Source organism: Arenicella sp. 4NH20-0111 (genome assembly GCF_040366405.1).
Classification (GTDB): Bacteria; Pseudomonadota; Gammaproteobacteria; order Arenicellales; family Arenicellaceae; genus Arenicella.
In genome coordinates this window covers 1-26,517 of the sequence record NZ_BAABWF010000010.1, presented here as the reverse complement: position 1 = coordinate 26,517, position 26,517 = coordinate 1, and the positions used below count along the sequence as shown (strand labels likewise).

The following is a 26,517-nucleotide window of genomic DNA, read 5'->3' as shown; positions in this document are numbered from 1 at the left end:
GTTCTCCTTAAATCGCCGAGGCGCCTTTGGTGGATACACCGACTGCCGCTCGCATATTAGCAAACAGTCCTCGTCCCAATGTATTTGATACGTCAGGCTGAGTCGCCATCGGTCTTTTCTCAAGCTCTTCTTCACTGACCAGTGCCGAAAGCTCATTAGTTTTACAGTTCACACGTACTACATCGCCTTCCACTAGTTTGGCAAGTAATCCACCGTGTTTAGCTTCTGGACTGACGTGCATTGCCGTCAACACTTTGCCCGACGCGCCAGACATTCTGCCGTCAGTCACCAGCGCAACGTTAAACCCACGATCTTGAAGAATGCCCAAATACGGTGTCAGCTTGTGCAATTCCGGCATGCCGTTTGCAGCCGGCCCCTGAAAACGTACTACCGCGATATGGTCACATTCTAATTCGCCATTATCGAAGGCAACTTTAAGCGATTCTTGTGTTTCAAATATTTTGCACGGTGCTTCAATAACCTGGTATTTTTCTTCAACTGCGGAAATTTTCACCACGCCAGTTCCGAGGTTTCCTGTCACAGAGCGCATCCCTCCTTCTGTTGCAAACGGCGCGTCCACGGTGGCCAATATCTCAGCATCACCGTTCTCTGTCACTGGGTCACCCCAGCTCAAATTTCGATCGGCATCGATCTGGGGCTTACAACCATAGGCGTCTAAGCCCTCGCCCATGACGTTTTTCACGTCTTCATTTAGCAAACCCTTTGTACGCAATTGATTCACTAAGAAAGCCAATCCGCCAGCTTGTTCGAAATGATTAACGTCCGCTTGCCCATTTGGATAAACTCGCGCCAGAAGTGGCGTAACTCTGGATATCTCATCCATATCCTGCCAGGTGATCTGAATGCCCGCTGCGGCGGCCATGGCAATCAAATGTAAGGTCAAATTTGTTGACCCACCCGTAGCCATCATCATAACCATGGCATTGACAATGGATTTTTCTGTAACCACTTCCGCCAGCGGTGTATAGCTTGAACCTTTTTGAGTTTGATCCAACAAACGAAGCACCGACTCTTTGGTTAACTCAGTTCGCAATAGCGTGCCAGGGTTGACAAACGAAGTGCCGGCTAATTGCAGGCCCAATGCTTCCATTAACGTCTGATTGGTATTTGCTGTTCCATAGAAGGTGCAAGTTCCTGCACTGTGGTAACTCGCTGACTCGGTTTCCAACAATTTAGCTTTATCAATTTCACCAGTAGCGAACTTTTGACGGGCTAACGCTTTTTCTTTATTAGGAATACCCGATGGCATCGGCCCAGCTGGCACAAACATCACTGGCAAATGACCAAACTGGAGTGCCCCGATCACTAAACCCGGTACAATTTTATCGCACACACCAAGACACAAAATGCCATCATAGACGTCATGCGACAGAGAAACAGCCGTGGCCATCGCAATCACGTCCCGACTAAACAAACTCAACTCCATTCCAGGCTGACCTTGAGTGACACCATCACACATGGCGGGAACGCCTCCAGCCACTTGTGCTGTCGCGCCTTTAGATCGCGCCGTTAGCTTGATAATGTTGGGGTAGTTAGCAAACGGCTGGTGCGCGGACAACATGTCATTGTAAGCGGTCACAATGCCGATATTCGCACCTTCGCCAGCCGGAATCGACTTTTTGTCCGCTTCCGATTCGGCTGCCACCACATGCGCCCAATTGCTGCATGAAAGACGGTCTGGTGCTGGTGGTGCATCGCGCATTTCAGCGATCATGGCCAGATATTCTGACCTTGACTCTTTACTGCGCTCTATTATTTTTTCGGTAATTTGCTTAATTGTCATAATCTTTCACCGCCTCGATCGTTGATCGATCAGTCGGCGTAATACACGTTCAAAGGAGTGCGAGTTTGAAAAATAGCACTTCGTATGGGTAATTCTTCCAGTGCGCCGCCGGAGACGGCGGCATCAAACACGTCTAACTTTCCGCTACCTGTAAAATGTAACGCCAGAAATGTGGTATTCAGTAATGTGGGTAAGCTCCAAGTAATGCGCTCAACCTGAGTGCTCGGCGAGCTGCAAGTCAGTAACGGGGCTTTTGCATCTATAGCAACAAGCTCATCAATATTATCGGCATCAGGAAAAAACGACGCGGTGTGCCCATCGCCGCCCATGCCTAAAATGACGATATCAAACGACGTTACCGGCTCTGCTTCAGTAGCGCCGGTCGCGGCTTGGTAGTCGGCCAAGACCAAGTCAAACGAGGCTTCGACTGACTGCGCTTCTTGATACAAAGGCACAAATCTCGTTTGAGTTGGCAATGAATCAAGCAAGTGCTTTTTCATGAATGCCGCATTAGACAACTCGTGCGATTCAGGTACCCAACGCTCATCGACCAAGGTGATAATAACTTTATCCCACTCTATATCGTGCTCGGATAATGCTTTGAATAAAGGCTTGGGGGTCGACCCACCCGAGAGCGCGATAACAGCTCTACCCTTCACGTCGATCGCGTTACTAATTTGAACAACAAGTTCACCGGCTAGATTTTCCGCTAAGCTTTGAGGATCCACGCCCTCGTTCCATACAATGTTTGCTTGCTCAGATGACTGCATAACTAACCCTCGAACACCTGCCACTTACGCTTATCTTGGATTAGCAATCCAAGCGCATCGTCGGGCCCCATGGAACCCGACTTATAAGACTTCGAGGTCTGCCCTGTGGTAGCCCAGCCATCGATGATGCCATCAACCCACTTCCATGCACCACGCAATTCATCAGAGCGCATAAAGAGAGTTTGATCACCGCGCGTCACATCCAACAGCAAGCGCTCGTAGGCGCTTGGGCTCCGATGCTCCTCAAATGCCTCCTCAAAAGAAAGGTTTAATTCGACATTTTGCAAACTTGTCCCTTCGCTCAATCCCGGCACCTTGTTCATGAGGTTCATTTGAATCCCCTCATTAGGTTGTAAACGAATCACTAATTGATTTGCATTTAACACATTGGGGTCGATATCAATGAATTTGAAAATAACGGGCTTAAACTGGATTACTATTTCTGAATAGCGACTGGCCATTCTCTTGCCAGTTCGTAAATAAAATGGCACACCTTGCCAACGGTTATTCTCGATTTCAGCTTTAATCGCGACAAACGTTTCGGTATCCGAATTTCCTTGTGCGTCTTTTTCTTGCTTGTAACCAGGCACCAGTTCTTGGGCAATCGACCCTTCGGTGTATTGTCCACGAATGGTATTTTGCGTTACGTTACTCGCATCTATCTTTTTAAGGCTACGAATGATTTTCAGTTTTTCATCACGAATGTCATTGGCCTTATTTCTGGCGGGAAACTCCATAGCAACCAAACAAACCAACTGCAACAGATGGTTTTGCACCATGTCTCTGAGTGCACCTGACTCATTGTAATAGCTCCAGCGCCCGCCGGCTCCAACACTTTCGGCAACGGTAATTTGCACGTGATCAATATACGTTCGATTCCAAAGCGGTTCGAAAAAGATGTTAGCAAAACGCAGTGCTAACAAATTCTGTACCGTTTCCTTACCCAGATAGTGATCTATTCGATAAATTTGTTGCTCTTTGAACACCTCAAACAACGTATCATTTATCTGATTAAACGATTCAAGTGATTCACCCAGCGGCTTTTCAACAACCAAGCGAGTGGACTCGGTCACAGCGCCAGCGTCTCCCATGGCCTTACAAATCGGCGCGAAAATTGAAGGCGGCGTTGACAGATAGAAAACGATTTCTTCAGGGCCCAGCTCTGCACGGAGTCTCTTCATATCATCAGCAGAGGTCGCATCACCAGAGAACTGAATAATACGTTCGCAGAAACTGCCCCAACTCTCATCATCCAACGCTTTTACGTATTCGCTTTTCTGCGCCCATGAGCGCATATTGTCGATAAACTTAGATGGTTTAAATTTCCCTCGGCCAAAGCACACAATCTTTGTACAATCGGCCAGTAGGTTTTCACGGTGCAAGCTATATAGGGCTGGGTAAAGTTTCCTGAAGGCCAGATCGCCTTCCCCACCCACGATAACGATGTTACATACTTTAAGCATTAATAGGCCTCTAAGCGGCAATCACCCACGGCAAGCTCTCGGTTTAGGCCTGACGCAGATAATGTAATTTATTTACATATTTTATGGAAAATGTTAATTTATTTCAAACTGAATGTTGTTTTATTACAAAATTAAGCATTCTTACTCACTGTGAACTTTAGCAGCCCTCGTACCTACCAACGTTCAGGCTTCGCAAAAATGACACTCAGATCTTATAACACACATGAATAATAACCCCATCCTCATCGCCGATATTGGCGGCACTAATGCAAGATTCGCATTGGCAGATGATAGTGCTCATCAATTTTCCCAAGCTCAAACACTCGAAGCGGCGGAGTTTGAAAACCTGACTGACGCAATAGATACCTACCTGCACTCACACAACATCACACAACTGCAGGCGATTAGCCTCGCCGTTGCGGGTCCCATTCGCAATGAGAAAGTTGTTTTTCCTAACAGCCACTGGGAAGTCGATTGCGCCGACCTACGCAATCTCTATAAGTTAGAGCACGCCTACCTTCTTAACGACTGGGAGGCCATCTCCTATAGCCTAAGTAGCTTAGGGCAAAACGACCTTATTAATATCGGTGGGGAGTGGAACCCCCTCGCTAACGCAGACTACACGGTCGGCGCCTTAGGCCCCGGCAGCGGCCTAGGCATGTCAGGTCTGCTGCGGCGCGACGGAAAATTAATTCCCCTCGTGACTGAGGGCGGGCACGCAGGCTTCTCCCCTGAAAATCAACTGCAAGGCGAAATCCTCAGCTACCTACACCAAAAGTTCGATGATCGAATATCGCGTGAGCGCTTGTTGTCCGGCCCAGGCATCGTAAATATCCACGAGGCTCTTTGTGAAATTCATTCTACCGAGAACCCGGGCTTAACCGCGGCCGACATAGCGGTTGCTGGAATAAACAAGAAAGACGCGATCTGCCAGGAAACCTTCGACTTATTTTTCGAAGTCCTAGGTCAAGTCGCGGGTGACATTGCCCTAGCCTTAGGAGCTGACGAAGGTGTTTTTATTGGCGGAGGCATTTGCCAACGTTATCCAGATCAATTAGCGGACAGTAAATTCCGCAAAGGTTTCGAAAACAAGGGACGGCACAGCGGGCTAATGAAAGAGATTCCGACTTGGCTTATAACCCACAAAAACCCAGGACTATTGGGCGCCAGTGTTTACGCTAAAAGCCTGACTGGCTAAAACGCACCCCGAATCCTTACACAAAAAAGGCCGCCTCAATACAATTGAGGCGGCCTTTTTATGTCTGATACGAGCGAGCTACCAAAGCACGCTGAAGACGTTACACCGTTACTGATTAAGACCCGGTCCTTTAGGCTGCCATCCTCTCAATCCATAAAAAGCAATGTACACATAGCACAATGCTGGCAATATGAAGGAAATTTGCAAACCGATGGTGTCCGCCATATAGCCCTGCAATAAAGGAATAAAAGCACCGCCAATAATCGCCGTACACAACAACCCAGAGCCACGGCTTGCTAGCGGCCCCAATTTGGCAATGGCTAAACTGAAAATGGTAGGAAACATCAGTGAGTTAAATAATCCCACTCCAACCATAGCCCAACCCGCGACCATTCCATCGAACAACACAACAACCGCCAGTAATATAGTTGCCATAATCGCATTCACAAATAACATGATGTTGCCTGCAACGACCAACATTAACGCAACGCCGACAAAACGCCCGATAAGCGCGCCTGTCCAATAAAACGTCACGTAACGGGCCGCAGCCTCTTCGTCCATGCCCGATATGTGGCTCTCGCCAAGGAAGTTGATTATTAAACTACCTATGGAAACTTCCGCCCCGACGTAGAGAAAAATAGCGATCACACCCAAAACTAGGTGTTTGAACTTCATCGCATCTCCGTAACTGCCTTCAGAGGAATCGCCATCATTAATCTTGGGCAATTTCACAAACATAAAAATGACAGCCAAAATCAACAATGCCCCACCTAAACGCGCATACGGCATTTTGACTGCATCGGCTCCAGCGCTGGCATCCGCCATTGCTCCCAAAATAAGAGTAGCACCAACAATCGGTCCAAGGACGGCCCCTAACGAGTTAAACGCTTGAGTCAGTGTCAATCGTCGAGGCGCCGTTTCAGATGGCCCAAGAAGAGCAACATACGGGTTTGCAGATACTTGCAAAAGAGTAATACCAGCAGCAAGCACAAACAGCGCCCCCAAAAAGACGGGATACGCCAACATATTGGCCGCCAAAATGAACATAAAGCAACCAATTGCCGCTATGGTTAAGCCCACGACAATGCCGCGCTGATAGCCCAGTTTCTTTACAATGTTACCCGCAGGGATCGAGCAAACACCATAGGCCGTAAAGAAACAAAATTGAATCAAAAGCGCCTGAGTGTAATTTAAATTAAATACATTTTTTAGGTACGGAATAAGAATGTCATTCAGAACTGTCAGAAAACCCCACATGAAAAACAGTGAAGTTAAAATCGCTAACGGTACTAAGTAATTCTTACCATCCGCGCCCGCAGGCATCGCGGCGCTCGCTGAGTTAGGTACTTGAGCCATAATAAGTCTCTTGGTGTGATATATCGTTTTTCTTATAATGGGGCGCTAAGCACGTGCCTACTGCCCCCTCCTCGACATTGCTAAGAGCAAATATGGATACTCTACCTTCAACTAGAATAAACAAACTCATACCAATGCACTTTTCTTAGACGTGCTGTATGCTACTAAGAGTCATACGGGTCTTCAGTTATTAAATAATACCCAACTTATCCGTGTCGGGTAAGCTAAAATGTAATTTATTTACATAAAAATATAAAAAATGAAAGGTAAGAACAAACCTACATCGGTGGACATAGCCCATTTAGCCGGCGTATCTCAGCCGACGGTCTCGCGAGCGCTTCGAGACAGCCCGTTGGTGAGCCTTGAAACACGACAGCGCGTGCAACGAATCGCACGTGAACTGAACTACAAAGTAGACGTTAATGCTCGCAACCTTCGATCCCAACGCACAAACACGTTAGCGTTATTGCTGTTCGAGGATAAATCCGAAGGCGAAAGATTCATCAACCCCTTTTTTTTAGCCATGTTAGGCAGTATCACCAGAGCCACAGCAAATCGTGGGTATGATCTGCTGGTGTCCTTCCAACAGCTAAGCGACGATTGGAACGCGGAATATGAAGACGCAAATAAAGCGGACGGGATCATCTTCCTAGGCTACGGCGACTACACGACGTACATCGAGCGAATTTCAAAGCTAGATCGTCAAGGCGCTCATTTCGTAACTTGGGGGCCGGTCATTGAAAACCAACCGGGTTTGTTCGTTGGTTGTGACAACGAACAAGGTGGCTACCTAGCGGCAAAACACCTGCTTGAAAAGGGGCATAAGAATATCGCGTTCCTAGGTGATAAGTCGAAAGACTATCCTGAGTTTAGGGACCGATATACAGGGTATACACGAGCTCACACTGAAGTGGGCGAAGAAGCCAAAGAAGCCCTTCGGTTCAACGCTTTTTTCTCCGAAGAAAGTGGCTACCAAGCCACATTAGAGCTACTGGAAACTGGAGTCGAATTCAGTGCAATCTCATGCGCTTCGGACCTCATCGCCGTGGGAGCAATCAAAGCACTTAGACAAAATGGCCTCCGAGTCCCGAATGACATAGCGATCGTAGGCTTCGATGACATACCCACTGCAGAACATTTGGCGCCCGCGTTGACGACCATACGACAAGATACATTTGCCGCCGGGCAGGCGCTGGTTGATAGCGTGTTGATGCTCATAAACGATGAAGACGTTAGTTCCAGCTTACTCACCACCAATTTGATTGTGAGAGATAGCTGCGGCCAACCACAAACCTAAGGGGTTGGTTGCCCTAACAGAAACGCAACTCTTCTGGACATCACCAGTATGTCGGATATTCTTGACCGTCGATTGAGCTGCGACAGCATGGGATCACTTTGAGTTCACTAATGTCGTCTGAGCACTGGCATCTCAAATTTGATGTTGGTAGATTGGGCGTGAGAACCAAGCTACCACATTTGTTGCATTATCAGAGCAACTCATGCGTAAGAGCAATGCGTTCCCAACGTGACAGAAGATCGATCTCTGGGTAAGCATCCAATATCGAAAGGAAACCCGATCAACAACATAGAACTGCAATATCCATAACACCATGCTAAAACAGCCCTTCATACTGATTACAATAGTAAGTGTTTGGCTTCTCAGCATAGGTCCCGTGGCGCATGCTAACTCTGAGCAGGAAATAGAGTACAACCATTTCATCTACACCCCTGATGACATGCTTAACTTTGATGTGGCGTCATTCGTTAACGATAATATGCCTGGGATCACTCCACACACAGAGGAAATTCAGCACTGGAGCGCCTACTCAAGCATTAGCCCCAAGATACTTATTTCGTTGTTTAGTTATCACTCGCCTGACGCAAAGCTAGAAAAACTGACTCCTAAACAGTTACAGACGGCGCTGTCCACACTAAGCGGTAAAAGCACGCTTAACGAGCAGATTAAAGATATCAGTCTCGCGCTATCTACTTCGTACTACCAGGCTTTAGATCAAAATGAGAAACACCCTGAAGCCTTCGCATTAAACGCGCTGCTAGCATCGAGACCTTCGTCAGATCTTTCTAGCTCTAAAGCTCACGGCACAGCACCAAAACTTCAAGAAACCCGCTTTTCGACAGTTTATTTTGAACTGTTTCCAACACAGAATCAGCCTACCTTAACGTCACCCAAGAATAAAACCCTCCCATCCGTTGGATTACTACAGCTTCCATACCCCATTGGCCAATCATGGCAAACTTGGGGAGGAACACACTCTAACAGCGGCACCAACAGCGGACCAAAATCTTCACTCGATTTCAGGCTAGGCCGTCTTAATTTTGGAGCAGACACCTCCAATATATGGGTCACCAGCGCCATAAACGGACGCGTGGTTCGTCATTCATCGTGCTTTGTGGAGGTTATTGGCGATAACGGGTGGTCAACAGGCTACTACCACCTTGATAACATCGTGGTTAACTCTGGACAACGCATCTCGCGAAACACGCGCCTATCCAACTACGCTGACAATAAGCCTCAATCTCTATGCCAAGGCGGAAGCTCGAATGGGCCGCACGTGCACTTCAGTCTAAAACGCAATGGCGCTCATTTTTCTTTAGATCAAGTGCTACTTTCTGGTTACAAGGTAACGGAAGGGCGCAGAGACTACGACACCGACTGCAACCACTTTTATCTTGAGCGCGATGGGCGTCGAGTTTGCAATGGTGCTCCCTTACTAAACAACGGCGCTACGCAAATCACAAGCCCAGAACCTGACCTGCGGGTAACCAACGCAACTCCTAGCTCGAACCGATTAAAAATTGGACAACGCTTCTCATTAGCTGCCACGGTTCTCAATGCGGGGCAATCCGATTCTTCGAGCACGCAACTTAATTTTGTTATTGCAGATCAAGCGCAACTTCAAGCGGCCGACGACGCATTGGGAAACCTAGCAGTTGGGCCTCTTGCGCCTAATGAGTCAAGGATTGAGACGGCCGAAGTTTTGGCACCAACGGTTCCAGGCACCTATTGGGTTGGAGCCTGTGTTGCCACCATCCCAGAAGAACTAAACGCATCGAACAATTGCTCTCCTGGCAGTATTTTAACCACACGAAAAATCAGCGTGGTATTACCACATTTATTACTCTTTCCCGAAGAACAACCATAGCAACCAACGTTAGCACTAATCCTCTAATAGCATGAACACCCACCCATCATTCAATATAATAGAACGATAAATTCAATTCATTCCATTTTAATGATCATGGCTGCGCAGGCATAATGGGCTCATCAGCTAGCCGAAGTGAGCTCGGCGGTCATAACTTGGGTTATTTACCCGTTAACTTAATCGAGGAAACACAATGAAAATTGATATCGGAATTTCTGACGAAGGTCGCGTAAACGTAGCAGAGCAACTTAAGATACTCCTCGCGGATACTTATACCCTATACATGCAAACACACAACTTTCACTGGAACGTGACTGGCCCAATGTTTCAACAACTGCACGTTCTTTTTGAGCAGCAATACAATGAACTTGCACTTGCCGTTGACGAAATTGCAGAACGCATACGAACCCTAGACGTCGCAGCGCCCGGAACATACAAAGCGTTTGCGGAGTTAAGTTCAATAGAGCAAGTCGATGGGGTACCAAGCGCAGAGCGCATGATAGAACGCCTCTTAATGGGTAACGAACAGGTTGTTAAAACCTGCCGTAGGGCCATGATCTCTGCGCAAGAGGCTGACGATGAATCTTCCTTGGCCCTTATTTCAGATCGAATGCGCGTTCATGAAAAAACCGCGTGGATGCTCAGAGCATCGCTAAGCTAACATTCAACCAATCGAGAGGCTAACCAATAAAACTAGCCTCTCAAAACATCACAACGTTTGTTCTTAGTGCTGATGCCCACCAGGACCGTGTACATGACCATGGTCTATTTCTTCTTGTGACGCATCGCGCACCTCAGCGATGGAAACATCGAAATGCAGTTCTTGGCCAGCTAACGGATGATTGCCATCAACGGTAACCGTTGTCTCGTCTTTTGCCGTCACAACGACAGGTACCGGCCCCTGCTCGGTTTCCGCTTGAAAGCGCATGCCAACTTCCACTTTATCAATTTCTTCACCGAAAGCCTCTAACGGAACCGTTTGCACAAGGGCTTCAACCGGCAAGCCGTAGCCTTTTTCAGGTGCAACAACAGCGCTGACATTGTCGCCAACAGTTTTACCAACAAGCTGCTCTTCCAAACCAACAATGATATTCCCTGCTCCATGTAAATAAACCAATGGATCTTGGCCTTTAGAAGAATCGAGGACTTCGCCTTCGGCATTTTTTAGCTCATAGTGCATTGTCACTACTGAGTGTAACTTGATCATGAAAATAACCTTATTTTGAATAAGCTCACACCGCAATTAAATACGGTTTGAAGTATTAATAGTAGGCATCATGCGAGCTTTCTGGCAACGCACTAACCGGAATTTATGGCGGCTGATTATGCCTGTTTGAATGGAAAAGAAAAACGGCCGAATAGCCAAAAGCGATGAGAATCATCGCTAGCAACCTATTTTTTGAATGAGAAGTGAGGAAAATCAACCTTAGAACAGGTCTTGATCAAAAAAAAACCTAACCAAAGGTAATTTAGATTACCCTTGGTTAGGCCTACCCCACCACAGTGTCTTGTGCTTTCGACCCTACTCTACTAACCCAAGAACTACAGAGTTCTTACAATGGCATACCCTTAATGTGTTAATTCAGTGTCTCGCTTGACGAGAGCTGTGTTTAACTTTGCCCTTAACTTCCGTAATAATATCCTGATTAGGTTGTTTGGTTCTGTCCCCGCTGAGACATTTAGGCTTAGATTTAAGCCCAGATGCATCAAAATCTTGATTAATTACTGTTAGAAGAGCTTTCTCGTCCAATTTTAAGTCATTTCGTGCGGCATTAAAGACTAAATCGAAAAGTCGATTCAATGAAATTTTATGAGTCTGACCTGACTGATCAAACAATGATCGGGTTAACACGCTAAACTGGGCAAACGCATCCTCTTGAATCAATAACGGCAAGGTAAACTTAAATCGACCGGAATTACCAATCAAATCCCAGTAACGCGCGAACCGCCCCATAAATTGCACGTCTTGAAAGGAAACCTGATCGTTACTCACAATGCTGTACGGTGGGTTTGGATTAAAAACCAATTTGTGTGGCACCGTATGGCGAATAATCGGTGAACCTTTTAAGCGTTTTAGAATACCAACCTGTATTTCGTGCGGCGATAATGCGACCAGTTTATTGAAGCTCTCCCCAAAACTACTCAGAGATTCTCCGGGTAGCCCAAAAATCAAATCGGTATGCAAATAAGCGTTACTCTGTTGCTTTATCCAATGGATATTTTGCTCAGCTTTATCATTATCTTGGCGCCGGCTGATTCTTGCTTGCACCTCAGGATTAAACGTCTGGATACCCACCTCAAATTGCAATTGACCAGAGGGAAACTTCGCGATCATGTCCTTTAGAGCTTCTGGTAAATGATCGGGCACGACTTCAAAGTGCAGAAATAAATCATCACTCATTCGATCCAAAAAGAACTGCATGATTTTAAGGCTATTCTTTACCTTAAGATTGAAAGTGCGATCAACAAATTTAAAATGCCGAGCACCTCGTTTATGCAGCTCGTTCATTTCATCCAAAAACAACTCAAGGTCAAATGGCCAAGCAGTCTTATCCAATGCGGATAAACAAAATTCACATTTAAACGGACAGCCTCTAGAGGCCTCCACGTAAAGTACGCGATGCTTAACGTCTTGCTCGGAGTACAGATAATAGGGCATCTTGATACGATCTAACTTAGGCTGCACTCCAGTGATGATGGTAGGTTCTTTCGGCACCAAAACGTGGTCGCTTGCACTCGGTGGTTGCGTAACCGACGGCACCGAAAAAAGAGTGTGTATCAGGTCAGAAAAACTCTGCTCGCCCCACCCAGTAATTACGTAATCGCTTAGACTGATGATTGCTTGATCATCTTGTTCATAGCTCACTTCAGGCCCACCCAACACCACGATGGTATCCGGTGACACCGCTTTAAGTAAGGCAACGACCTTCTCGGTTTGCACAACATTCCAAATGTAAATGCCAAAACCAACCACTTTTGGCTGACTTGCAAGAAGCTGCTCAACCACATCCTCAGGACGCGAATCGAGAGTAAACTCTTGTATCTGACAAGCTGACTCGTAGTCACCTAAGTTGGCTTTAAGGTAACGCAAGCCAAAGGCGCTGTGAATGTATCGAGCATTGAGTGTCGATAGCACAATGTCATACTGAGGGTCGACGTGCGTGGAAACTTGGAGGTTATTCATTATGAGCTATCGTGTTTAAAACATGAGCCGCCGCAACAAACGCAAAAGCGCCCGTCACGTGCGTGATAGAACCAATGCCGCCCGCGCAATTTAACGCGTTGGAACTGACATTATCTGGGTCAACTGGTGGCCGTTGAGCGCTCAACCCACCTTGGCCGTCAGGGTAGACCAATTGCTCCTCAGAATATACGCACGGAACACCAAAAGTGCGCTTAATATTTCGCGCAAATCCGTATTCTTGCCGCAATAATTTACGTGTTTTAGCCAACAGTACATCGTGTTGCGTTCGAGTGAGGTCTGCCTGCTTAATCTTCGTTGGATCGGTTTGCCCACCCGCACCGCCAGTCACCAATACTGGCAACTTTTGTCTTTTACAATGCGCTATGAGCGCTGACTTGGTCCTAAAGTCATCTATGCAATCTACGACGTAGGTAAAATCCTTAGTGATCAGGCTGGGAATATTTTGCTTGTCTATGAATTCATCAATAATGCTGACCTGGCACGCTGGGTTGATTTGCGCAATTCGATCTTTCATTACGGCGGTCTTATCACGTCCAATTTGATCGGCCGTGGCCACCAGCTGCCGATTAATGTTGGACTCAGCCACCACATCCAAATCAATTAACGTCAATGCTCCGATGGCACTTCTTGCCAAGCTTTCGGCCACCCAGGATCCAACGCCACCAATACCAATGATGCAAATATGTGCCGCTTGGATTCGCGCTAACCCAACCTCACCATACAAGCGAGCGATCCCACCAAAACGTCGTGATATGTCCAAATCATTCATCTAAAAAGAAGCCATTCATCTAAAATTTGTTCTAAAAAATTGTCGTATAAAACGCATCTGCAATACAAATGCAGTAGACTAGTGTTTGACAGCTAACTCAGCTCTTATCAATCCTAAGTTTCTGCGCCCATGCATCCTATCGTTGACACACACTGCCATTTGGATTTCCCCGTTTTCGATTCTGATCGAGATGCTGTGTTAGATGCCTGCGCGAAAAATCACGTGACTGACCTAGTCATACCCGCCGTGAGTCAGCCCACATGGCGTAAAACAATCGCACTGTGCCATGAGCACTCAAACTTGCATTTGGCCTTGGGTCTGCATCCACTGTTTGTTGAACAGCATGAACCTCAACACCTTAATGAACTGGACCAGCTTATTACTCAACACAATGGCGATACATCAAAGAACGTCGTTGCCGTCGGAGAAATTGGGTTAGATTTTTATCTAAAACACCTAGACCAAGAAAAACAAACGGTATTTTTTACCAAGCAATTGATTATAGCAAACCAGCATTCACTGCCCGTCATAATTCATAACAGAAAGGCTCACGACCGTTGCCTTTCCCTGTTAAAAGAAATACCGGTCGTCGGCGGCATCATTCACAACTTCAACGGCAGCATTCAACAAGCGCATAAATACATTGAGCTGGGTTTTAAACTTGGCTTTGGCGGCATGCTCACGTTTCAGCGTTCTCGTGTGATACGCGCATTAGCCAAACAAATTCCAATCGAATCCATTGTGCTGGAAACTGACGCGCCGGACTTAACCGTTGAAGCCCACAAAGGCCACCGAAACAGCCCAGAATATCTGCCTCATGTTTTGGCTGCTCTGGCCGAAGTAAAAGAACTTAGTAGAGCAGAGGTTGCACTTAAAACCAGCCTGAATGCAAAATCAGCGCTCAATCTATAACCATTCATTGACACACAACAACCTTTATAAGGCCAGATCAATCCTATGAAAGATACTTTAAGCGCCGCCGTCGTATTAATTGGCAACGAACTGCTATCTGGCAGCATTCAAGATAAAAACTTAGCCCACATCGCCAAAGAGCTCGAAGTACGAGGTATTCGTATACGTGAAACACGTATTATTCCTGACATAGAAAGCGAGATTGTGGAGGCCGTTAACCACCTACGCCAAAAATTTGACTACGTGTTCACAACTGGTGGCATTGGTCCGACTCATGACGATATTACGTCGGATTCAATGGCCGCTGCGTTTGGCGTTAACAATGTGATACAACAAACGGTATTCGAGCAAATAGACAAGCGCTTTAAAGAGAAGGGCATTCCATTCACCAAGGAAGCGCAACGGATGGCCTACGCACCGCAAGGCTCAGAAATAATCGCCTCAAAGCATTCAATCATTCCAGGGTACCGCATAGACAATGTGTTCGTGATGGCCGGAGTTCCAAGCATCATGCGTTTAATGCTCGAAGGGGTGATCGAACACTTAAACACGGGCCTGACGATTCACAACAAAGCCATACACGCTAATGTTGGTGAAGGGGAAATCGCGCACCCACTGGGCATTATCCAAGATCAACATCCCAATATTGATATCGGCAGTTACCCGCAAGATAAAAATTCCGAGTTCAGCGACTACCGAGTTATTTTCATGGTTAAGGGCACTGACTTGGAGGAGATACAAATAACCTGCGACAAGATATTAGCGGCCTGCAAAGATCGTGGTCACGACGCGATACTGGCCTGAAGACTGGCCTGTATCTGGCCTCTGTCAGTGCCTGAGCAAACAATGTTAAACAAGCACTAAGTTATCGCGGTGAATCAACTCAGATTCGCCGCCATAACCGAGTATGTCAAAAATGGCATCACTGCTTTTACCTTTGATTTTTTCCACTTCTGATGAAGAGTAATTGCTAAGCCCTCGGGCAATTTCATTGCCTTGATCATCAACGCATTGCACAAACGCTCCGCGAGTAAACTCACCGCTGATCTTTGTCACGCCAACGGGCAATAAACTTCGCCCTGCCGACTGCAAAACCTGTACCGCACCCGAATCGAGCACAAACTTGCCCGCGACTTTCATTTGTCCAGCAACCCACTGTTTTCTTGAAGCAACGCGGGTCTTCGCCTTCAACAAAGTGCCAAGCGCTTCACCTTGATACACGCGACCAAGAACATCGAGTTCACGCCCACTGGCTATCACGGTATGGGCACCCGATCGGCTGGCTATTTGAGCCGCAGACAACTTAGTCACCATGCCGCCGCGACCAACACTCGAGCCTCCTGACGCCATGGCGACCAGACTTTGATCATCCGCACTTGCCGTTTCTATCAAAGTTGCGTCAGAATTGCTTCTAGGGTCAGCCGTGTATAAACCATTTTGATCGGTGAGTATCACCAATAATTCAGCGTCCACCAAGTTGGCAACCAATGCGCCTAGACTGTCATTGTCACCAAAGCAAATTTCTTCGTTTGCTACCGTATCGTTTTCGTTAACAATTGCGACTGCTCCGTACCCTATTAACGTTAACAAGGTACTGCGCGCATTCAGATAGCGCTCGCGATTCGCGATATCAGCGTGTGTAAGGAGCACCTGAGCGGTGGTTAACTCTAGGGGTCTAAAGACATCTTCATAGTGACGTACTAGGGACGCCTGACCAACCGCAGCGGCCGCCTGCAATTCATTAATGCGTTCAGGGCGCGCCGTGAGACCTAACTGACTGACGCCCGCGGCCACAGCCCCAGAAGAGACCAAGACCACCTCAATACCTTGATCCCGTAGAAACGCTATTTGCTTAGCCAAACTGGCCACAAAATCGTAATTTAGTCCTTGGCCATCGTCGGTTAGTAGAGCACTCCCTACTTTCACCACCCACCGACGACAATCTTTTAATGAGGCTCGGTCCATTTTATTCACTCACGCACAAACCATCTAATTTGAAAAAAGCCCTATTCAGGGAACCAGCCTTCTGGCTCTTCTTTAGGTTCGTTCGGAATAGACACAAAGACCTCTTCTTCCTCGCTTTTCTTCAACTCGTCTAAATAGCCCATGATTGCGTTACACAAGTCCTGAGTTCCAACACGAGAGATAGCGCTGATTTCAAACACAGGCCCTTTCCACTCAAGCTCGTCCAGCAAGTCTTTGACTATTTGCTCACGATCCTCGTCGAGCACCACGTCGGTCTTATTAATAACCAGCCATCTATCCAACTGATCCAACTCGGCGCCACTTTCCTCGGAATATTGATCCAATTCGCCAACAATCGTCCTAATATCATTGGCTAAATTTGCTTCTTCATCGCCGTAAGGAGCAATGTCGACCACGTGCAATAGCAATTTTGTGCGGGCTAGGTGACGTAAGAATTGAATACCAAGACCAGCCCCTTCCGAAGCACCTTCAATCAACCCAGGAATATCCGCGATGACGAAGCTACTACCAACCCCTAGACTCACCACACCCAATTCTGGATGCAGGGTCGTAAATGGGTAGTTTGCCACCTTGGGCGTCGCCTGCGATACCGATCGTAAAAAGGTAGACTTGCCGGCATTAGGTAGGCCCAACAAGCCCACATCAGCCAGAACTTTAAGCTCCAACCTCAAGGTACGAGCATCACCCGGTTTACCTTTGGTTATCTTACGAGGTGCTTGATTGGTGCTCGACTTAAACGTGGTATTGCCCAGACCGCCTTCGCCACCTTGAGCGACCATCACCTTTTGGTCGACTTGCGTTAAGTCCGCAATCAACTCATCCGTTTGAGCGTCGTACACCATGGTACCGACTGGCACTTTAACAATCAGGTCGTCACCGCCCTGACCGCTCTTAAGCTTACCGCCACCAGTTTGACCACTTTTGGATTGATAATGGCGAACAAACCTGAAATCAGCCAAGGTATTCAAACCCAGAGTTGCTAACAAGAACACGCTGCCACCGCGACCACCGTCACCGCCATCTGGCCCGCCTCTTGGGATGTATTTTTCGCGCCGGAAGCTCAGCGCTCCGTTACCGCCGTTGCCGGCGTGTACGGAAATTTCCGCTTCATCTACAAATTTCATGGGCGGATTTTATATCCTTTGCCCGCAGATTGCCCTGCCTTTTAGCCAGTTTTACCCTTCCTTTTGACTAACTGCCCGCTGAATTGAGTTCAACGGGCAGTATTTTCACATTATTGAGCCATCATGCCTGACATAACCATGCCTTGAAGCTCCTGAAATGACACCTTCTTACCATTTACTTCTGACTCGGCACCAATCTTCAAATTGGCTTTATACGCCTCACCGTCTTGAGAAATCAATGGGCTACCAGCCACCATGGCACCCGCTGGGTGACCATCGACCAAACTTTTGTCTAATGAAGTATTGAGTTTAATATCAAAGTACTGAAGCACTGATTCAGGGTTAAACGCGATGGCACTTAATTGAGCAAACGACGTTTTATCCAATAGCTTCAGGTCTATGTCTGCTGAATTAGGCTTGCCCATCACATTGCCAGAGAAGGCCATTTTGATGTTTAAGTCCTTATCCAACATTTTCTCAATAATTGGCAGCATCGCCATCATTTGATTTGGATCGACGGCCTGTTCATTACCTTCTTCTAGGCTGGCCAGTAGGTCGCTTTGCATTTTAGTAGCAAACTCTTGGTACTCAACAAGCGCTTGGCTATTCACTCCTAAAATGTCCGCTGAAAACACGGCGTCTTCTAACGCTATTGCTTGTGCGCCTTCACCACTCATCGACTTCACGCTCATCTTGACGGTGCTGTCCATTTTATCACCACGCTCAACTGACGCTCCGGAGAGACTAATGCCATCAAGCTTAGTTCTTTGGTTCGCATCAACAAAGTTCACGCTCGCTACCGACATATCATAGTCGCCCTCAAACAGCCCCAGCTCGGTCGGCTTCATTTTCCAGTTCATGGTGCTCGGCGAAACACTCAATGATCCGTCCGCGTCCGATAGCTCGATTGCGCCCAGGTTAGCCACTGAGTCAAATACGGTGAACCCACCGTCGGACTTCACTACGATCTCACTTGGGGCCAACTTTAAGATTGAGCCGTCCTGCATCTTTTTATCAATCGCCGTGGTCGCGATTTCTTGACTGAAACCGCCGAAGGCCGACATACCACCCGTGATCGACACAGGGTCCACACCGCCAAGCTCATCGTCAATGAATTTTTGATAGCCAGGGTTGGCTTTTAGGTCGCAGCTGTAATCTATGCCCGTCATACCGTGAGCGTAATCACAGTTATATTTAATGGTTTCGTTAAACCCCGTCAAGGTCGACAAACTTGATGGCAAATTGTACTCGTAGGCTATTTTTGAACTGCTATAGCCTCGTTCGTACGACGCAATGGTAGTGACACCGTACTCGTCAGCATTAGCGTTAAATTCTTCGATCATCTTCCGTGTTTCAGACTCTGCCATAGAACCTGTGATGTACGGTGCACCAGCGATGCCAGCCGCAGCGACACAGGCTATTGCAATAATACTTTTCTTCATGGAGTCTCCTAGCTTGGTTTAGCTTTATTCCTGTTAATTGGTTGGGTTGAGTCTAACCTTATCAGTTAGATCAGGTAGGGTTAAATTTGAGGTGAACTTTTATCGACTATCCGACTGGATAGAACCGCTTTCCTGCCAGCTCTGACGCGCGTCAAGCCACGCACGCTAAATAATCATCGCACATTTTTTTGACCGCATCGGCGTCGTAAGGCCGCAGACCGCTGAGGACTAATTTTTTAGCCCCTCGCCCGACTTCACCGGACTTATCATTGAAGGAAAAATTTAGCACCGCGTTGCCGCGCTTTCCTTGTACATCGAGTGACGTCTGTTCTAACCTTATGTCCAAATCGTCAAAATTCAAGGTCTTAAGATCAAAAGACATGCTCTCGTATATCACCAAGGGCCGACCTGGATTGATCATGACTTGATGTTGTTCCATTAATGGCATCAAAATGTGTGGGAAATTTTGACCCGAAAACGCCACGTACTTTCGTAAAACACTTTCTATCGCCATTGGCTCATCTATTGATGCACCGCTGGCGCTAATGCCTAATACCGGCTTGCCGTTAGCGTAGCTAACGCCCTGATTAACGTCGTTCGAATACACCAACTCAGAATCGGCTTTGACCATGTCCAAAAACGAAAAGGTCATCGACTGATGCAAACCGTAACGTGATAAAGCGATTGCAAACAGTAAATCGCCCGGGACACAGAAGCGCTTTGAACCAACGTCGTGAATTGGATTAAAATCCGTCGCCACTGATTTGGCGAAATCACTTCCTTGTTGCCCACTGATCGTGATTGAGCCAGCGGCTGTTTCAAAGTAATTTTCGAGAAATTCCATGTGTATCTATTGCGCAGTTAATATCACCCTGCGCAATAGTATTTTGATTAGCGGTTAGGCACAAGAGCATTTACCGCCAAAGAGCCTGACTCGGCTAATCGATAACTACGATACGCTGCGCGACAGGGAAAGTGGCACCGTCTGGTATATCTGTTCCTTCTGGATGAATGCATTCATCGCCACGGATAGCAACGTATACTCTCAACCCCAAAGACTTAGCAAACATCGCGACCGCCAATGCATCCTGGGCAGAGGATGTGCCGCTGTTCTTAATAAAATAGAGTTGGGTCCCATTACATCCAGCGGGATTATTGGTTGGAATATCTAACGAAAAAGCGATGGACCCGTCATCATAACCACCGGCCACGTAATCTATTTTCCCTACCGCTGACGAAGGCGCTGCTCCGTGCGATACTCCACCAAGGCATAGAAGTAATATCGTCATTAACTTAAGGTGAATTTTGCGGCTATTCGTGATTCTAAAATGTTCCATGTTTACTAGCAAAGTTATCTATTCAGTTAGGTAGCGAGAATGTGTTTTTACGGCTATCTGTACTAATACCCAATAGCCTGCACGCCGAGACCTTTTGCCCCGCCAGTTTTTGATGATGAGCCAAACGTAACCTCAAAGGTGCCGGTCACGGATATCGGGCCCAACCTTGAGTCTGCACATACAAATTGGCTGGTGGATGTCACCGTACCAGCAACACTGCTCGCACCAAATCTGCCATCAAACAACAACATGCCTGTGCACCTGGTTGTCACTCTTCCTGCACGATCTCTGACAGGAATTTGAAAGTCTCCCGACGGAATACTAAAGGCTCCGGTGTCCGAAATTATTGACGTGCCAGAGAACTGTTGAAACGCGATTCTGACTTGCTGACCGCCAGCTACGTTGCCAATCACTTGCAAACTGAAAGGAGTAGGCTCGTCCTGCGTGTCAATGATGTTTTCACCAGCAAAAAGGAAATCTATCTGTCCGCTGTACGTGCCTGTTCCATAAAGAGTGGCAGTAGGTGGTATAGGTGCAGGTTGGCCACCAGAGCTTGAACTGCCCCCACCGCAAGATGCAATTAGAAGGCATGTTAAAGCAAGCACCACAGACCTAAGTTTAAGGTACATAGAGCGAGAAGAGTAAAACATAAAATAGGTTTGCATAATTAGACACTGTCCTTAGCTAGAGGTTGACCCTAAAACCAAAAAATGGGCCAATATTAGGCGAAGGAGTCTACGAAATTAGAAAAAAAAAGCAACCTATTATTAGGCTAGTCCTGAACCGCAATCGTTAAATAGTGCGATCCGTAAAACTGAGTAGTATCTTAACAAAAACTCTATGGCGTACACATCAATGCGGATTGATGTGGGTATGTATCTTCAGAATCTATAATCAAGTCTCGATCTGAGTCCTGGGACTCTCCCGAATAACATATTAGAGCCAATCTCACGGCGCCCGATAGGTCACCAATACAGTTCACCAGTTTTAAAGCCTGACCAGCAGAGCACCCCAAATTATCCGCGGGGTCCCCAACGGCGGTATTTGGACAAATATCCGTTCGGTCGTAAACATTATCTCCGTCTTGATCGCCTTCTTGGACCATTATTATGTAGCTCTTATATTTAATATACGCAGTGGACTGAGCCAATAGCGCCGATGAAAAGATGCACAAGGAAAGCCCCAGAGCGAACAGAATTGAGTTTTTTTTGATCATTTTATTAAGGGGGCTTTCAAAATGGCTTTAACAAAGATATTTTCCCTAGCCGACGGTTCATTGCGCGCACTAGTGACCACGTCAAAAACCATTGGATTTGTGTCGATAGGGTTGCAAGAAACAAGCATCCTTACTTTTTTACGCACAATCTTATTTTGAATAATTTCGGGTTCCCGAAGTGTCTCAAATATGCATTTTATTATCAATCATTATGCCACCCTAAAGTAGCATATATTGGCCATAGTCGTTCTAAAGGTTTGCCTTTTAGGCTAAGACGATCTGAATTTATCTTGCGTTTTAAGCCGCGTCATTACAAATTTAAAGGGTGACTTTATTTACTTTGGCTCAGATTTCTTTATTGATTTGATGCGGAGCTTAAGAATAAACAAGGTCAGCTGACGCTGACCTTGTTTAACCTCATAATTGATCGCTAACTTATTTCAATGCGGCGGATAGAGTGACTCCACTGCCTTGATTGTCAACGCCAATGTAATGCCAACCGACCTGAGGGTTGTTCACGATAATACTTTCGTTGTTAGAGTTTGCGTTGCTTGAACGATTATCGTAGAGACTACCGCTTGTCCAGCCATTGTCACTTTGATACAACGTGGCGTCGCCGCCCTGACCTCCTGAGGTCGATAAAATAAGCTGACTGGTTCCAGCATCCACGTATATTCCAATGTGGGCGTAATGCTCACCCAGGCACCATGCATCACCGCTTTCCATATTGCCACGAGTCACCGGCGCCGAGGTTGCGCAGGCATCAACGACTCCGCCAGTTCCATTATCGACCTCCCAAGAAACCATCAGCGTCACATTATCGAACACTCGGCTTCGGTATGGGGCCGCCATTACAGACCAACTGCCTGCCGTTGGGTTTGCAACAAGAACGGTTTCTTCATTACCATTTTTCCAAGGTCGGTGATCGTAGTTCGTTAGGCTCACACCCAATGCTGCTTTGACGTGTAAATCCGCATCCCCGGTGCCACCGGTAATACGAATGCTAAGGTTCTTGGCATTATCTGGCACATTAATGGTAAACGTTGGAGATTCCTGCCCGTCTGAGCTGAGCGCGGTTGAAGACCCGTTTGCTAAGCTACTGTCCCCGTCTTTAATGCTCTCAACGGACGTTAACCATTGAGCAAAATCCGCGTCATATCGTGTGCCGATTGTGATGTCTTGGAAGTCTTGAAATTCTTGAAACTGACCGACGCGCAAAAACGAGAGCATGGTGTCAATGTCAGAACGACGCTCCTCAAACAAATAGCGCATCGCCAAATAGCCCCAAGAATACGTTCGTGTGGCGTCGCTATTTTCGTAAGTGGTTTTAAACAACTCACTGAGCGCGTAGGTGTTCTTTCGAGCTTCAACAATCGCGTCATCGTTATCCTGTTTTTTGGCCATATAATCGGCGATGCCTTCACCCCACATGACGGTGTTAAAAGCATTTGCCGCTCTGAAATCACCATAAAGATTGAAACGCCCATCAAGGTAATGAACGTATTCATGCTTTAGATTCCACACCACAAATTCGGGTAGCAGCCACTGCGCTTCATGCGCAAAGAATCGTGGAATGTTGCCCGCTTGAGACGGATCTCCTTCAAGATATTGGCCGCCGTTATTGGTGCTGTTTCCAAATATAGACCCTGAATACTTTTTGTACTCGGTACTGGAGTCGTAAATAACTAACTCTAAGGTTGCGTTGTTATCATCCGCCACGGGGACGTTACCCGTTTGCAAACGCTCGTGAAAATACGCTTCCTGCGCTGCTAAATCAGAGCAAATTTGTACTAGCTGCTCGTTCGTGACCGCTTGAGCTCGTACTCGCAAACTTGAACTGCAATTGTGCGTAATCGGAAGTATGGTGTCTTCGAGAATTTGTTTGTAGTTGCACGTACCGTAATAAGCGCAATTATCACGATCATGAAAGTCGATTTGGTCGGCCATGTTTATCCATGCCCCCGAGCCGTCATCGAACATGGTGTAACGCGAAAGAAAGTTTCTGACCAATAATTTTGCGCGCTCCTTTGCTTGGCCTCCGTAGCCGATCATGCGGCTTAACTCAGAAGCGGTGTCGTTAAACTGGTATTCCCGATTAGTGCCAAGAAGGCCGGACCGATCTCTCAAGAACGCATCCAACGTATCAATGATGGTCATGTCCGTTTCAACGTGAGAAATGAACGCCGCATTATTTCTCGCTCGGTAGAGCAGTGTTAGGCTTTGGGTCAATAGCCGTTGCATATTCGCCCCCCAATTTTGGTCGTACCGATTAAACCAAGATATTACTTGCGGAAGGTAACGCGTATGAAAGTCCAATTTGGTGCCCATTAGAATCATGGCTTCCTTTACGGTATAGCCATGGACTTCATCCGTGTTGTAATAATTTGCATTAATTGCAAACGCATCCAAAAAATCAGTGATTCCCGCGTCAACGGCGGCGGAATGAGCGCCAATCACGTCGCTGTTTCCCGATTGCGCCCAAACCCCAACACGTAAGTAGAGCAGAAAGTTACGCAAAGCGTTCGCGTTAGAGCCGTCGTAGCTCAACGCCAATAAACGAGCTTCTTGCGCTATTGAAATCATGTCCGCCTCTTTGAACAGAAGTTCCATATTGGATTTTGAGGATCCCCAAAGACTGTCCTCCATACAGTCAAAATCGGTGCCAGTTTTGAGTAAAGAGATCCGCGCGCTTCCTGTGACCGCAAAGAGCTCATCCGACGTAACGCAAATGCCATTGGCAGTCACACCAGCCGGGCCTTGAATATTCGCTTGGTCAGACGACTCAGAGTTCGGCCCAGAATTTGGGCCTTCGGGGCCTTGATCAGACTGCGTAGGCGGCATGTGATTATGGTTATGACCATCACCAACTGAAGGCTCATCACGTCCGATAGCCTTATCACGGCCGGTCGATGGATCGCGCTCAACACCCCGTTCCTCAGCGTTGTGATGTGGGTCCTTTTGTTGTGTGACAGTCGTATGTTGCTTAACTGCTTTGATTTTTGGTTCAGGGGTTCTGGCATCGCTGTTAAATGGGGTAGCGGTGACACAAAGTGCGGCCATCAGCACACTCGTGAGTTTTCCAATCTTCATATTATTTACCTTTGATGTTTCATTATTTTTATTAGAAAAGTTAGACCGTTTTAACTTCAATGGTCACTCTGTAGAAGCCAGCGTGTTACAGCAGCTTCTCCGAAAGCGCCCCTTTAAAACGGGCTTGCCTTCGGCAAACGGAAAACAGCAAAACCTGCGTAAATGAGACAAGCCTTCAATTTGAAACCACGCTGTAGGGTTGATTTGTATTTGCATGGACTTAAAACAGACACGCTAATCACCAGCAACTATTGCCATTTTCAGTAAGTTGAACTTAAGGTCTTAAGAGCTCTGGAAATCATCGGGCTCAAACCCACAAACCTTGTATTACGACGATGTATTTAGGCTATAGGAGCAGGGAGATTGCGGTCTTTGCGTAAAAGCAATAATTAAATTTGAATTTTGCACAAGAGAAGTGCGCACAGAGGATGACTTGAGGAGAAGCGAAAAAAGTGATTACGGTGGCGATTCCCTGCCTAATAGCGCCAACGTAGCTGAGGTTTACGATTCCATCTTAGAGCATCACTATTGATGAGTGTCCATGATTATTTCTCGATACCAAACGACATCGTCTTCTGCGGATTTAAATACGAAGCGACTCTTTAGTCCTTTTAAGCTGCAGGTGAGCTGCGGACCCCGTAAATTTAATGAATTTTTATTCGTTTCAATCTTCGACACCAAAAATATGCTTTAAAACTAATTTTCGTATATACAACACAAGCATATACATTCCGAAAGGAAGAAACATCTTTCCATTCCCTAAGTATTTATCAACCGCAGGATCATTTGGATAAAGAAACACCATCGTTAGCGGACAAAGAATAAGAAATACTACTATTACCATCGCGAAAACATCTTTTTGGGTGGCGTCTCTACTACCGCTACTTTCATTCTTTTTACTCATAACGTTTTGCTCACTGTTACCCAAAAAGACACTAACACAACCAATTAGAACCATAGCAGCAATACACTTTATAGGCTGCACCAGAAAGAAGACTCCATGATAAGTTTTCTATCGCCAGTCCAATAGCATACTTAATTCGAGATCAAGTTTACCGATCCTACGAGAAAAACGCTCCATCTTACGATGGTGTCCATTATTTTTCGCTTTCTTTAGTTACTCAGTAACAGTTCTCCACGAATATCTTTCCATAAGCTTTCAATCGAGAACTTAAGACTATTTTTCACAAAATAGCTTTTCCCTTCGTTCTCCAAATAAAAACAATGCCCGTCGGATGTAAGATAGATATTAAAGTCAGCGTTACCATACCTTCTAATCTCTATTTTAAATCTGTAGGTTGGTTCACACTCTCTTTCCTTCAAATAACCGGACTTTAGTTTTCGAAATAAATCATCTACCACCATATCGCAGCGCCCAAAACATCTCTTTGAAACCGCATGATGCCAAGAACGATCAAAGACGTTCTTAGACTTAGAGCGTTTGCTAGTTACATGGCGAGGCAAGTATTTTATTGTGATCGTTTGAGGCTTATCTAATGAAGAGCCCAAACTCTCAATCAAGTTATTTACACTTAAATTTTCATCTCTGACCGCTTCGGCTTGCGCCCATAAGGGCATCAAGGTAATAACGAAAAACAAGTAAACTCTAAGTTTAGTATTCATACATGAGAACCTCTTAGCTACATTTCATAAAAGGGGTCAGAGCCGATTTTTTCTCGGC

At 46.5% G+C, this 26,517-nt stretch carries 23 protein-coding genes; 6 read left to right on the top strand and 17 right to left on the bottom strand.

Annotation, left to right across the window (positions count from 1 at the left end; genetic code table 11):
* Positions 1-7: 7 nt before the first annotated feature.
* Genes edd through zwf form a run of 3 tightly spaced genes read right to left on the bottom strand, consistent with a single transcriptional unit; the run spans position 8 to position 4,037 of the window.
* Positions 8-1,804, bottom strand: a complete 1,797-nt coding sequence (gene edd, locus ABWW54_RS17035) for a phosphogluconate dehydratase (RefSeq protein ID WP_353413998.1) — start codon at positions 1,802-1,804, stop codon at positions 8-10.
* Positions 1,805-1,833: 29 nt separating this feature from the next.
* A complete protein-coding gene (gene pgl, locus ABWW54_RS17030; RefSeq protein WP_353413997.1) occupies positions 1,834-2,574 on the bottom strand; it encodes a 6-phosphogluconolactonase in 741 nt (246 codons plus the stop codon).
* 2 nt (positions 2,575-2,576) lie between these two features.
* A complete protein-coding gene (gene zwf, locus ABWW54_RS17025) occupies positions 2,577-4,037 on the bottom strand; it encodes a glucose-6-phosphate dehydrogenase (protein WP_353413996.1) in 1,461 nt (486 codons plus the stop codon).
* A gap of 223 nt (positions 4,038-4,260) precedes the next feature.
* On the opposite strand from zwf, the gene glk reads away from it, so the two are divergent.
* Positions 4,261-5,235: a glucokinase gene (gene glk / locus ABWW54_RS17020; protein WP_353413995.1), complete on the top strand. Its 975-nt coding sequence runs from the start codon at positions 4,261-4,263 to the stop codon at positions 5,233-5,235.
* Between the two features lie 108 nt (positions 5,236-5,343).
* Here the strand turns inward: glk and ABWW54_RS17015 are convergent, their stop codons facing one another.
* Complete coding sequence (locus ABWW54_RS17015) at positions 5,344-6,591, bottom strand: sugar MFS transporter (protein WP_353413993.1); 1,248 nt, start codon at positions 6,589-6,591, stop codon at positions 5,344-5,346.
* Positions 6,592-6,850: 259 nt separating this feature from the next.
* On the opposite strand from ABWW54_RS17015, the gene ABWW54_RS17010 reads away from it, so the two are divergent.
* The 3 genes from ABWW54_RS17010 (at position 6,851) to ABWW54_RS17000 (ending at position 10,416) form a co-directional block, all read left to right on the top strand.
* The gene (locus tag ABWW54_RS17010) at positions 6,851-7,888 is read left to right on the top strand and encodes a LacI family DNA-binding transcriptional regulator (protein ID WP_353413991.1); all 1,038 of its coding nucleotides are present in this window, start codon (positions 6,851-6,853) and stop codon (positions 7,886-7,888) included.
* 313 nt (positions 7,889-8,201) lie between these two features.
* On the top strand, positions 8,202-9,755 hold the full coding sequence (locus tag ABWW54_RS17005) for a LasA N-terminal domain-containing protein (protein ID WP_353413990.1): 1,554 nt from the start codon (positions 8,202-8,204) through the stop codon (positions 9,753-9,755).
* A gap of 193 nt (positions 9,756-9,948) precedes the next feature.
* Positions 9,949-10,416, top strand: a complete 468-nt coding sequence (locus ABWW54_RS17000; protein WP_353413988.1) for a Dps family protein — start codon at positions 9,949-9,951, stop codon at positions 10,414-10,416.
* Between the two features lie 63 nt (positions 10,417-10,479).
* On the opposite strand, the gene ABWW54_RS16995 is transcribed toward ABWW54_RS17000, so the two are convergent.
* The 3 genes from ABWW54_RS16995 to tcdA all read right to left on the bottom strand — a co-directional run bounded on the left by ABWW54_RS16995 (position 10,480) and on the right by tcdA (position 13,729).
* Positions 10,480-10,962, bottom strand: a complete 483-nt coding sequence (locus ABWW54_RS16995) for an FKBP-type peptidyl-prolyl cis-trans isomerase (protein WP_353413986.1) — start codon at positions 10,960-10,962, stop codon at positions 10,480-10,482.
* A gap of 375 nt (positions 10,963-11,337) precedes the next feature.
* Positions 11,338-12,939 carry a B12-binding domain-containing radical SAM protein gene (locus ABWW54_RS16990; RefSeq protein WP_353413985.1) on the bottom strand — a complete coding sequence of 534 codons (1,602 nt, stop codon included), beginning with the start codon at positions 12,937-12,939 and terminating at the stop codon, positions 11,338-11,340.
* Positions 12,932-13,729, bottom strand: coding sequence for a tRNA cyclic N6-threonylcarbamoyladenosine(37) synthase TcdA (gene tcdA, locus ABWW54_RS16985; protein WP_353413983.1), 798 nt, complete (start codon positions 13,727-13,729; stop codon positions 12,932-12,934). Before tcdA ends, ABWW54_RS16990 begins: the two co-directional genes overlap by 8 nt.
* A 129-nt stretch (positions 13,730-13,858) precedes the next feature.
* Between tcdA and ABWW54_RS16980 the strand changes: the two genes are divergently transcribed.
* Both ABWW54_RS16980 and ABWW54_RS16975 read left to right on the top strand, forming a co-directional pair.
* Positions 13,859-14,641 carry a TatD family hydrolase gene (locus tag ABWW54_RS16980; RefSeq protein WP_353413982.1) on the top strand — a complete coding sequence of 261 codons (783 nt, stop codon included), beginning with the start codon at positions 13,859-13,861 and terminating at the stop codon, positions 14,639-14,641.
* Between the two features lie 45 nt (positions 14,642-14,686).
* Positions 14,687-15,445: a competence/damage-inducible protein A gene (locus tag ABWW54_RS16975; protein ID WP_353413980.1), complete on the top strand. Its 759-nt coding sequence runs from the start codon at positions 14,687-14,689 to the stop codon at positions 15,443-15,445.
* A 45-nt stretch (positions 15,446-15,490) separates the two neighbouring features.
* Here the strand turns inward: ABWW54_RS16975 and proB are convergent, their stop codons facing one another.
* From proB to ABWW54_RS16925, 10 genes are all read right to left on the bottom strand, one after another.
* On the bottom strand, positions 15,491-16,606 hold the full coding sequence (gene proB / locus ABWW54_RS16970; protein ID WP_353413979.1) for a glutamate 5-kinase: 1,116 nt from the start codon (positions 16,604-16,606) through the stop codon (positions 15,491-15,493).
* A 41-nt stretch (positions 16,607-16,647) separates the two neighbouring features.
* Entirely contained in the window at positions 16,648-17,751 is a 1,104-nt protein-coding gene (gene cgtA / locus ABWW54_RS16965) for an Obg family GTPase CgtA (RefSeq protein ID WP_353413978.1), read from the bottom strand.
* Between the two features lie 110 nt (positions 17,752-17,861).
* The gene (locus tag ABWW54_RS16960) at positions 17,862-19,193 is read right to left on the bottom strand and encodes a DUF945 family protein (protein WP_353413976.1); all 1,332 of its coding nucleotides are present in this window, start codon (positions 19,191-19,193) and stop codon (positions 17,862-17,864) included.
* Between the two features lie 151 nt (positions 19,194-19,344).
* Positions 19,345-20,037: a DUF3581 family protein gene (locus ABWW54_RS16955; protein ID WP_353413975.1), complete on the bottom strand. Its 693-nt coding sequence runs from the start codon at positions 20,035-20,037 to the stop codon at positions 19,345-19,347.
* Between the two features lie 94 nt (positions 20,038-20,131).
* Entirely contained in the window at positions 20,132-20,530 is a 399-nt protein-coding gene (locus ABWW54_RS16950) for a hypothetical protein (protein ID WP_353413973.1), read from the bottom strand.
* A gap of 62 nt (positions 20,531-20,592) precedes the next feature.
* Positions 20,593-21,195 (bottom strand): hypothetical protein, encoded by a 603-nt coding sequence (locus tag ABWW54_RS16945; RefSeq protein WP_353413971.1) that lies wholly within the window; start codon positions 21,193-21,195, stop codon positions 20,593-20,595.
* 173 nt (positions 21,196-21,368) lie between these two features.
* The gene (locus tag ABWW54_RS16940) at positions 21,369-21,746 is read right to left on the bottom strand and encodes a hypothetical protein (RefSeq protein ID WP_353413970.1); all 378 of its coding nucleotides are present in this window, start codon (positions 21,744-21,746) and stop codon (positions 21,369-21,371) included.
* A gap of 435 nt (positions 21,747-22,181) precedes the next feature.
* Positions 22,182-24,836, bottom strand: coding sequence for a M9 family metallopeptidase (locus ABWW54_RS16935; RefSeq protein WP_353413968.1), 2,655 nt, complete (start codon positions 24,834-24,836; stop codon positions 22,182-22,184).
* Between the two features lie 664 nt (positions 24,837-25,500).
* A complete protein-coding gene (locus ABWW54_RS16930; protein WP_353413967.1) occupies positions 25,501-25,740 on the bottom strand; it encodes a hypothetical protein in 240 nt (79 codons plus the stop codon).
* Positions 25,741-25,949: 209 nt separating this feature from the next.
* Positions 25,950-26,459: a hypothetical protein gene (locus ABWW54_RS16925; RefSeq protein WP_353413966.1), complete on the bottom strand. Its 510-nt coding sequence runs from the start codon at positions 26,457-26,459 to the stop codon at positions 25,950-25,952.
* Positions 26,460-26,517 lie beyond the last annotated feature (58 nt).

Coding starts and splice junctions, on each gene's coding strand:
- ABWW54_RS17010 (WP_353413991.1), top strand. CDS start 6,851: ATGAAAGGTAAGAACAAACCTACATCGGTGGACATAGCCCATTTAGCC.
- pgl (WP_353413997.1), bottom strand. CDS start 2,574: ATGCAGTCATCTGAGCAAGCAAACATTGTATGGAACGAGGGCGTGGAT.
- proB (WP_353413979.1), bottom strand. CDS start 16,606: ATGGACCGAGCCTCATTAAAAGATTGTCGTCGGTGGGTGGTGAAAGTA.
- ABWW54_RS16960 (WP_353413976.1), bottom strand. CDS start 19,193: ATGAAGAAAAGTATTATTGCAATAGCCTGTGTCGCTGCGGCTGGCATC.
- ABWW54_RS16995 (WP_353413986.1), bottom strand. CDS start 10,962: ATGATCAAGTTACACTCAGTAGTGACAATGCACTATGAGCTAAAAAAT.
- ABWW54_RS16955 (WP_353413975.1), bottom strand. CDS start 20,037: ATGGAATTTCTCGAAAATTACTTTGAAACAGCCGCTGGCTCAATCACG.
- ABWW54_RS17000 (WP_353413988.1), top strand. CDS start 9,949: ATGAAAATTGATATCGGAATTTCTGACGAAGGTCGCGTAAACGTAGCA.
- ABWW54_RS16940 (WP_353413970.1), bottom strand. CDS start 21,746: ATGATCAAAAAAAACTCAATTCTGTTCGCTCTGGGGCTTTCCTTGTGC.
- ABWW54_RS16930 (WP_353413967.1), bottom strand. CDS start 25,740: ATGAGTAAAAAGAATGAAAGTAGCGGTAGTAGAGACGCCACCCAAAAA.
- ABWW54_RS16975 (WP_353413980.1), top strand. CDS start 14,687: ATGAAAGATACTTTAAGCGCCGCCGTCGTATTAATTGGCAACGAACTG.
- edd (WP_353413998.1), bottom strand. CDS start 1,804: ATGACAATTAAGCAAATTACCGAAAAAATAATAGAGCGCAGTAAAGAG.
- ABWW54_RS16925 (WP_353413966.1), bottom strand. CDS start 26,459: ATGAATACTAAACTTAGAGTTTACTTGTTTTTCGTTATTACCTTGATG.
- cgtA (WP_353413978.1), bottom strand. CDS start 17,751: ATGAAATTTGTAGATGAAGCGGAAATTTCCGTACACGCCGGCAACGGC.
- ABWW54_RS16980 (WP_353413982.1), top strand. CDS start 13,859: ATGCATCCTATCGTTGACACACACTGCCATTTGGATTTCCCCGTTTTC.
- zwf (WP_353413996.1), bottom strand. CDS start 4,037: ATGCTTAAAGTATGTAACATCGTTATCGTGGGTGGGGAAGGCGATCTG.
- ABWW54_RS17015 (WP_353413993.1), bottom strand. CDS start 6,591: ATGGCTCAAGTACCTAACTCAGCGAGCGCCGCGATGCCTGCGGGCGCG.
- ABWW54_RS17005 (WP_353413990.1), top strand. CDS start 8,202: ATGCTAAAACAGCCCTTCATACTGATTACAATAGTAAGTGTTTGGCTT.
- ABWW54_RS16990 (WP_353413985.1), bottom strand. CDS start 12,939: ATGAATAACCTCCAAGTTTCCACGCACGTCGACCCTCAGTATGACATT.
- ABWW54_RS16935 (WP_353413968.1), bottom strand. CDS start 24,836: ATGAAGATTGGAAAACTCACGAGTGTGCTGATGGCCGCACTTTGTGTC.
- ABWW54_RS16945 (WP_353413971.1), bottom strand. CDS start 21,195: ATGCAAACCTATTTTATGTTTTACTCTTCTCGCTCTATGTACCTTAAA.
- tcdA (WP_353413983.1), bottom strand. CDS start 13,729: ATGAATGATTTGGACATATCACGACGTTTTGGTGGGATCGCTCGCTTG.
- glk (WP_353413995.1), top strand. CDS start 4,261: ATGAATAATAACCCCATCCTCATCGCCGATATTGGCGGCACTAATGCA.
- ABWW54_RS16950 (WP_353413973.1), bottom strand. CDS start 20,530: ATGGAACATTTTAGAATCACGAATAGCCGCAAAATTCACCTTAAGTTA.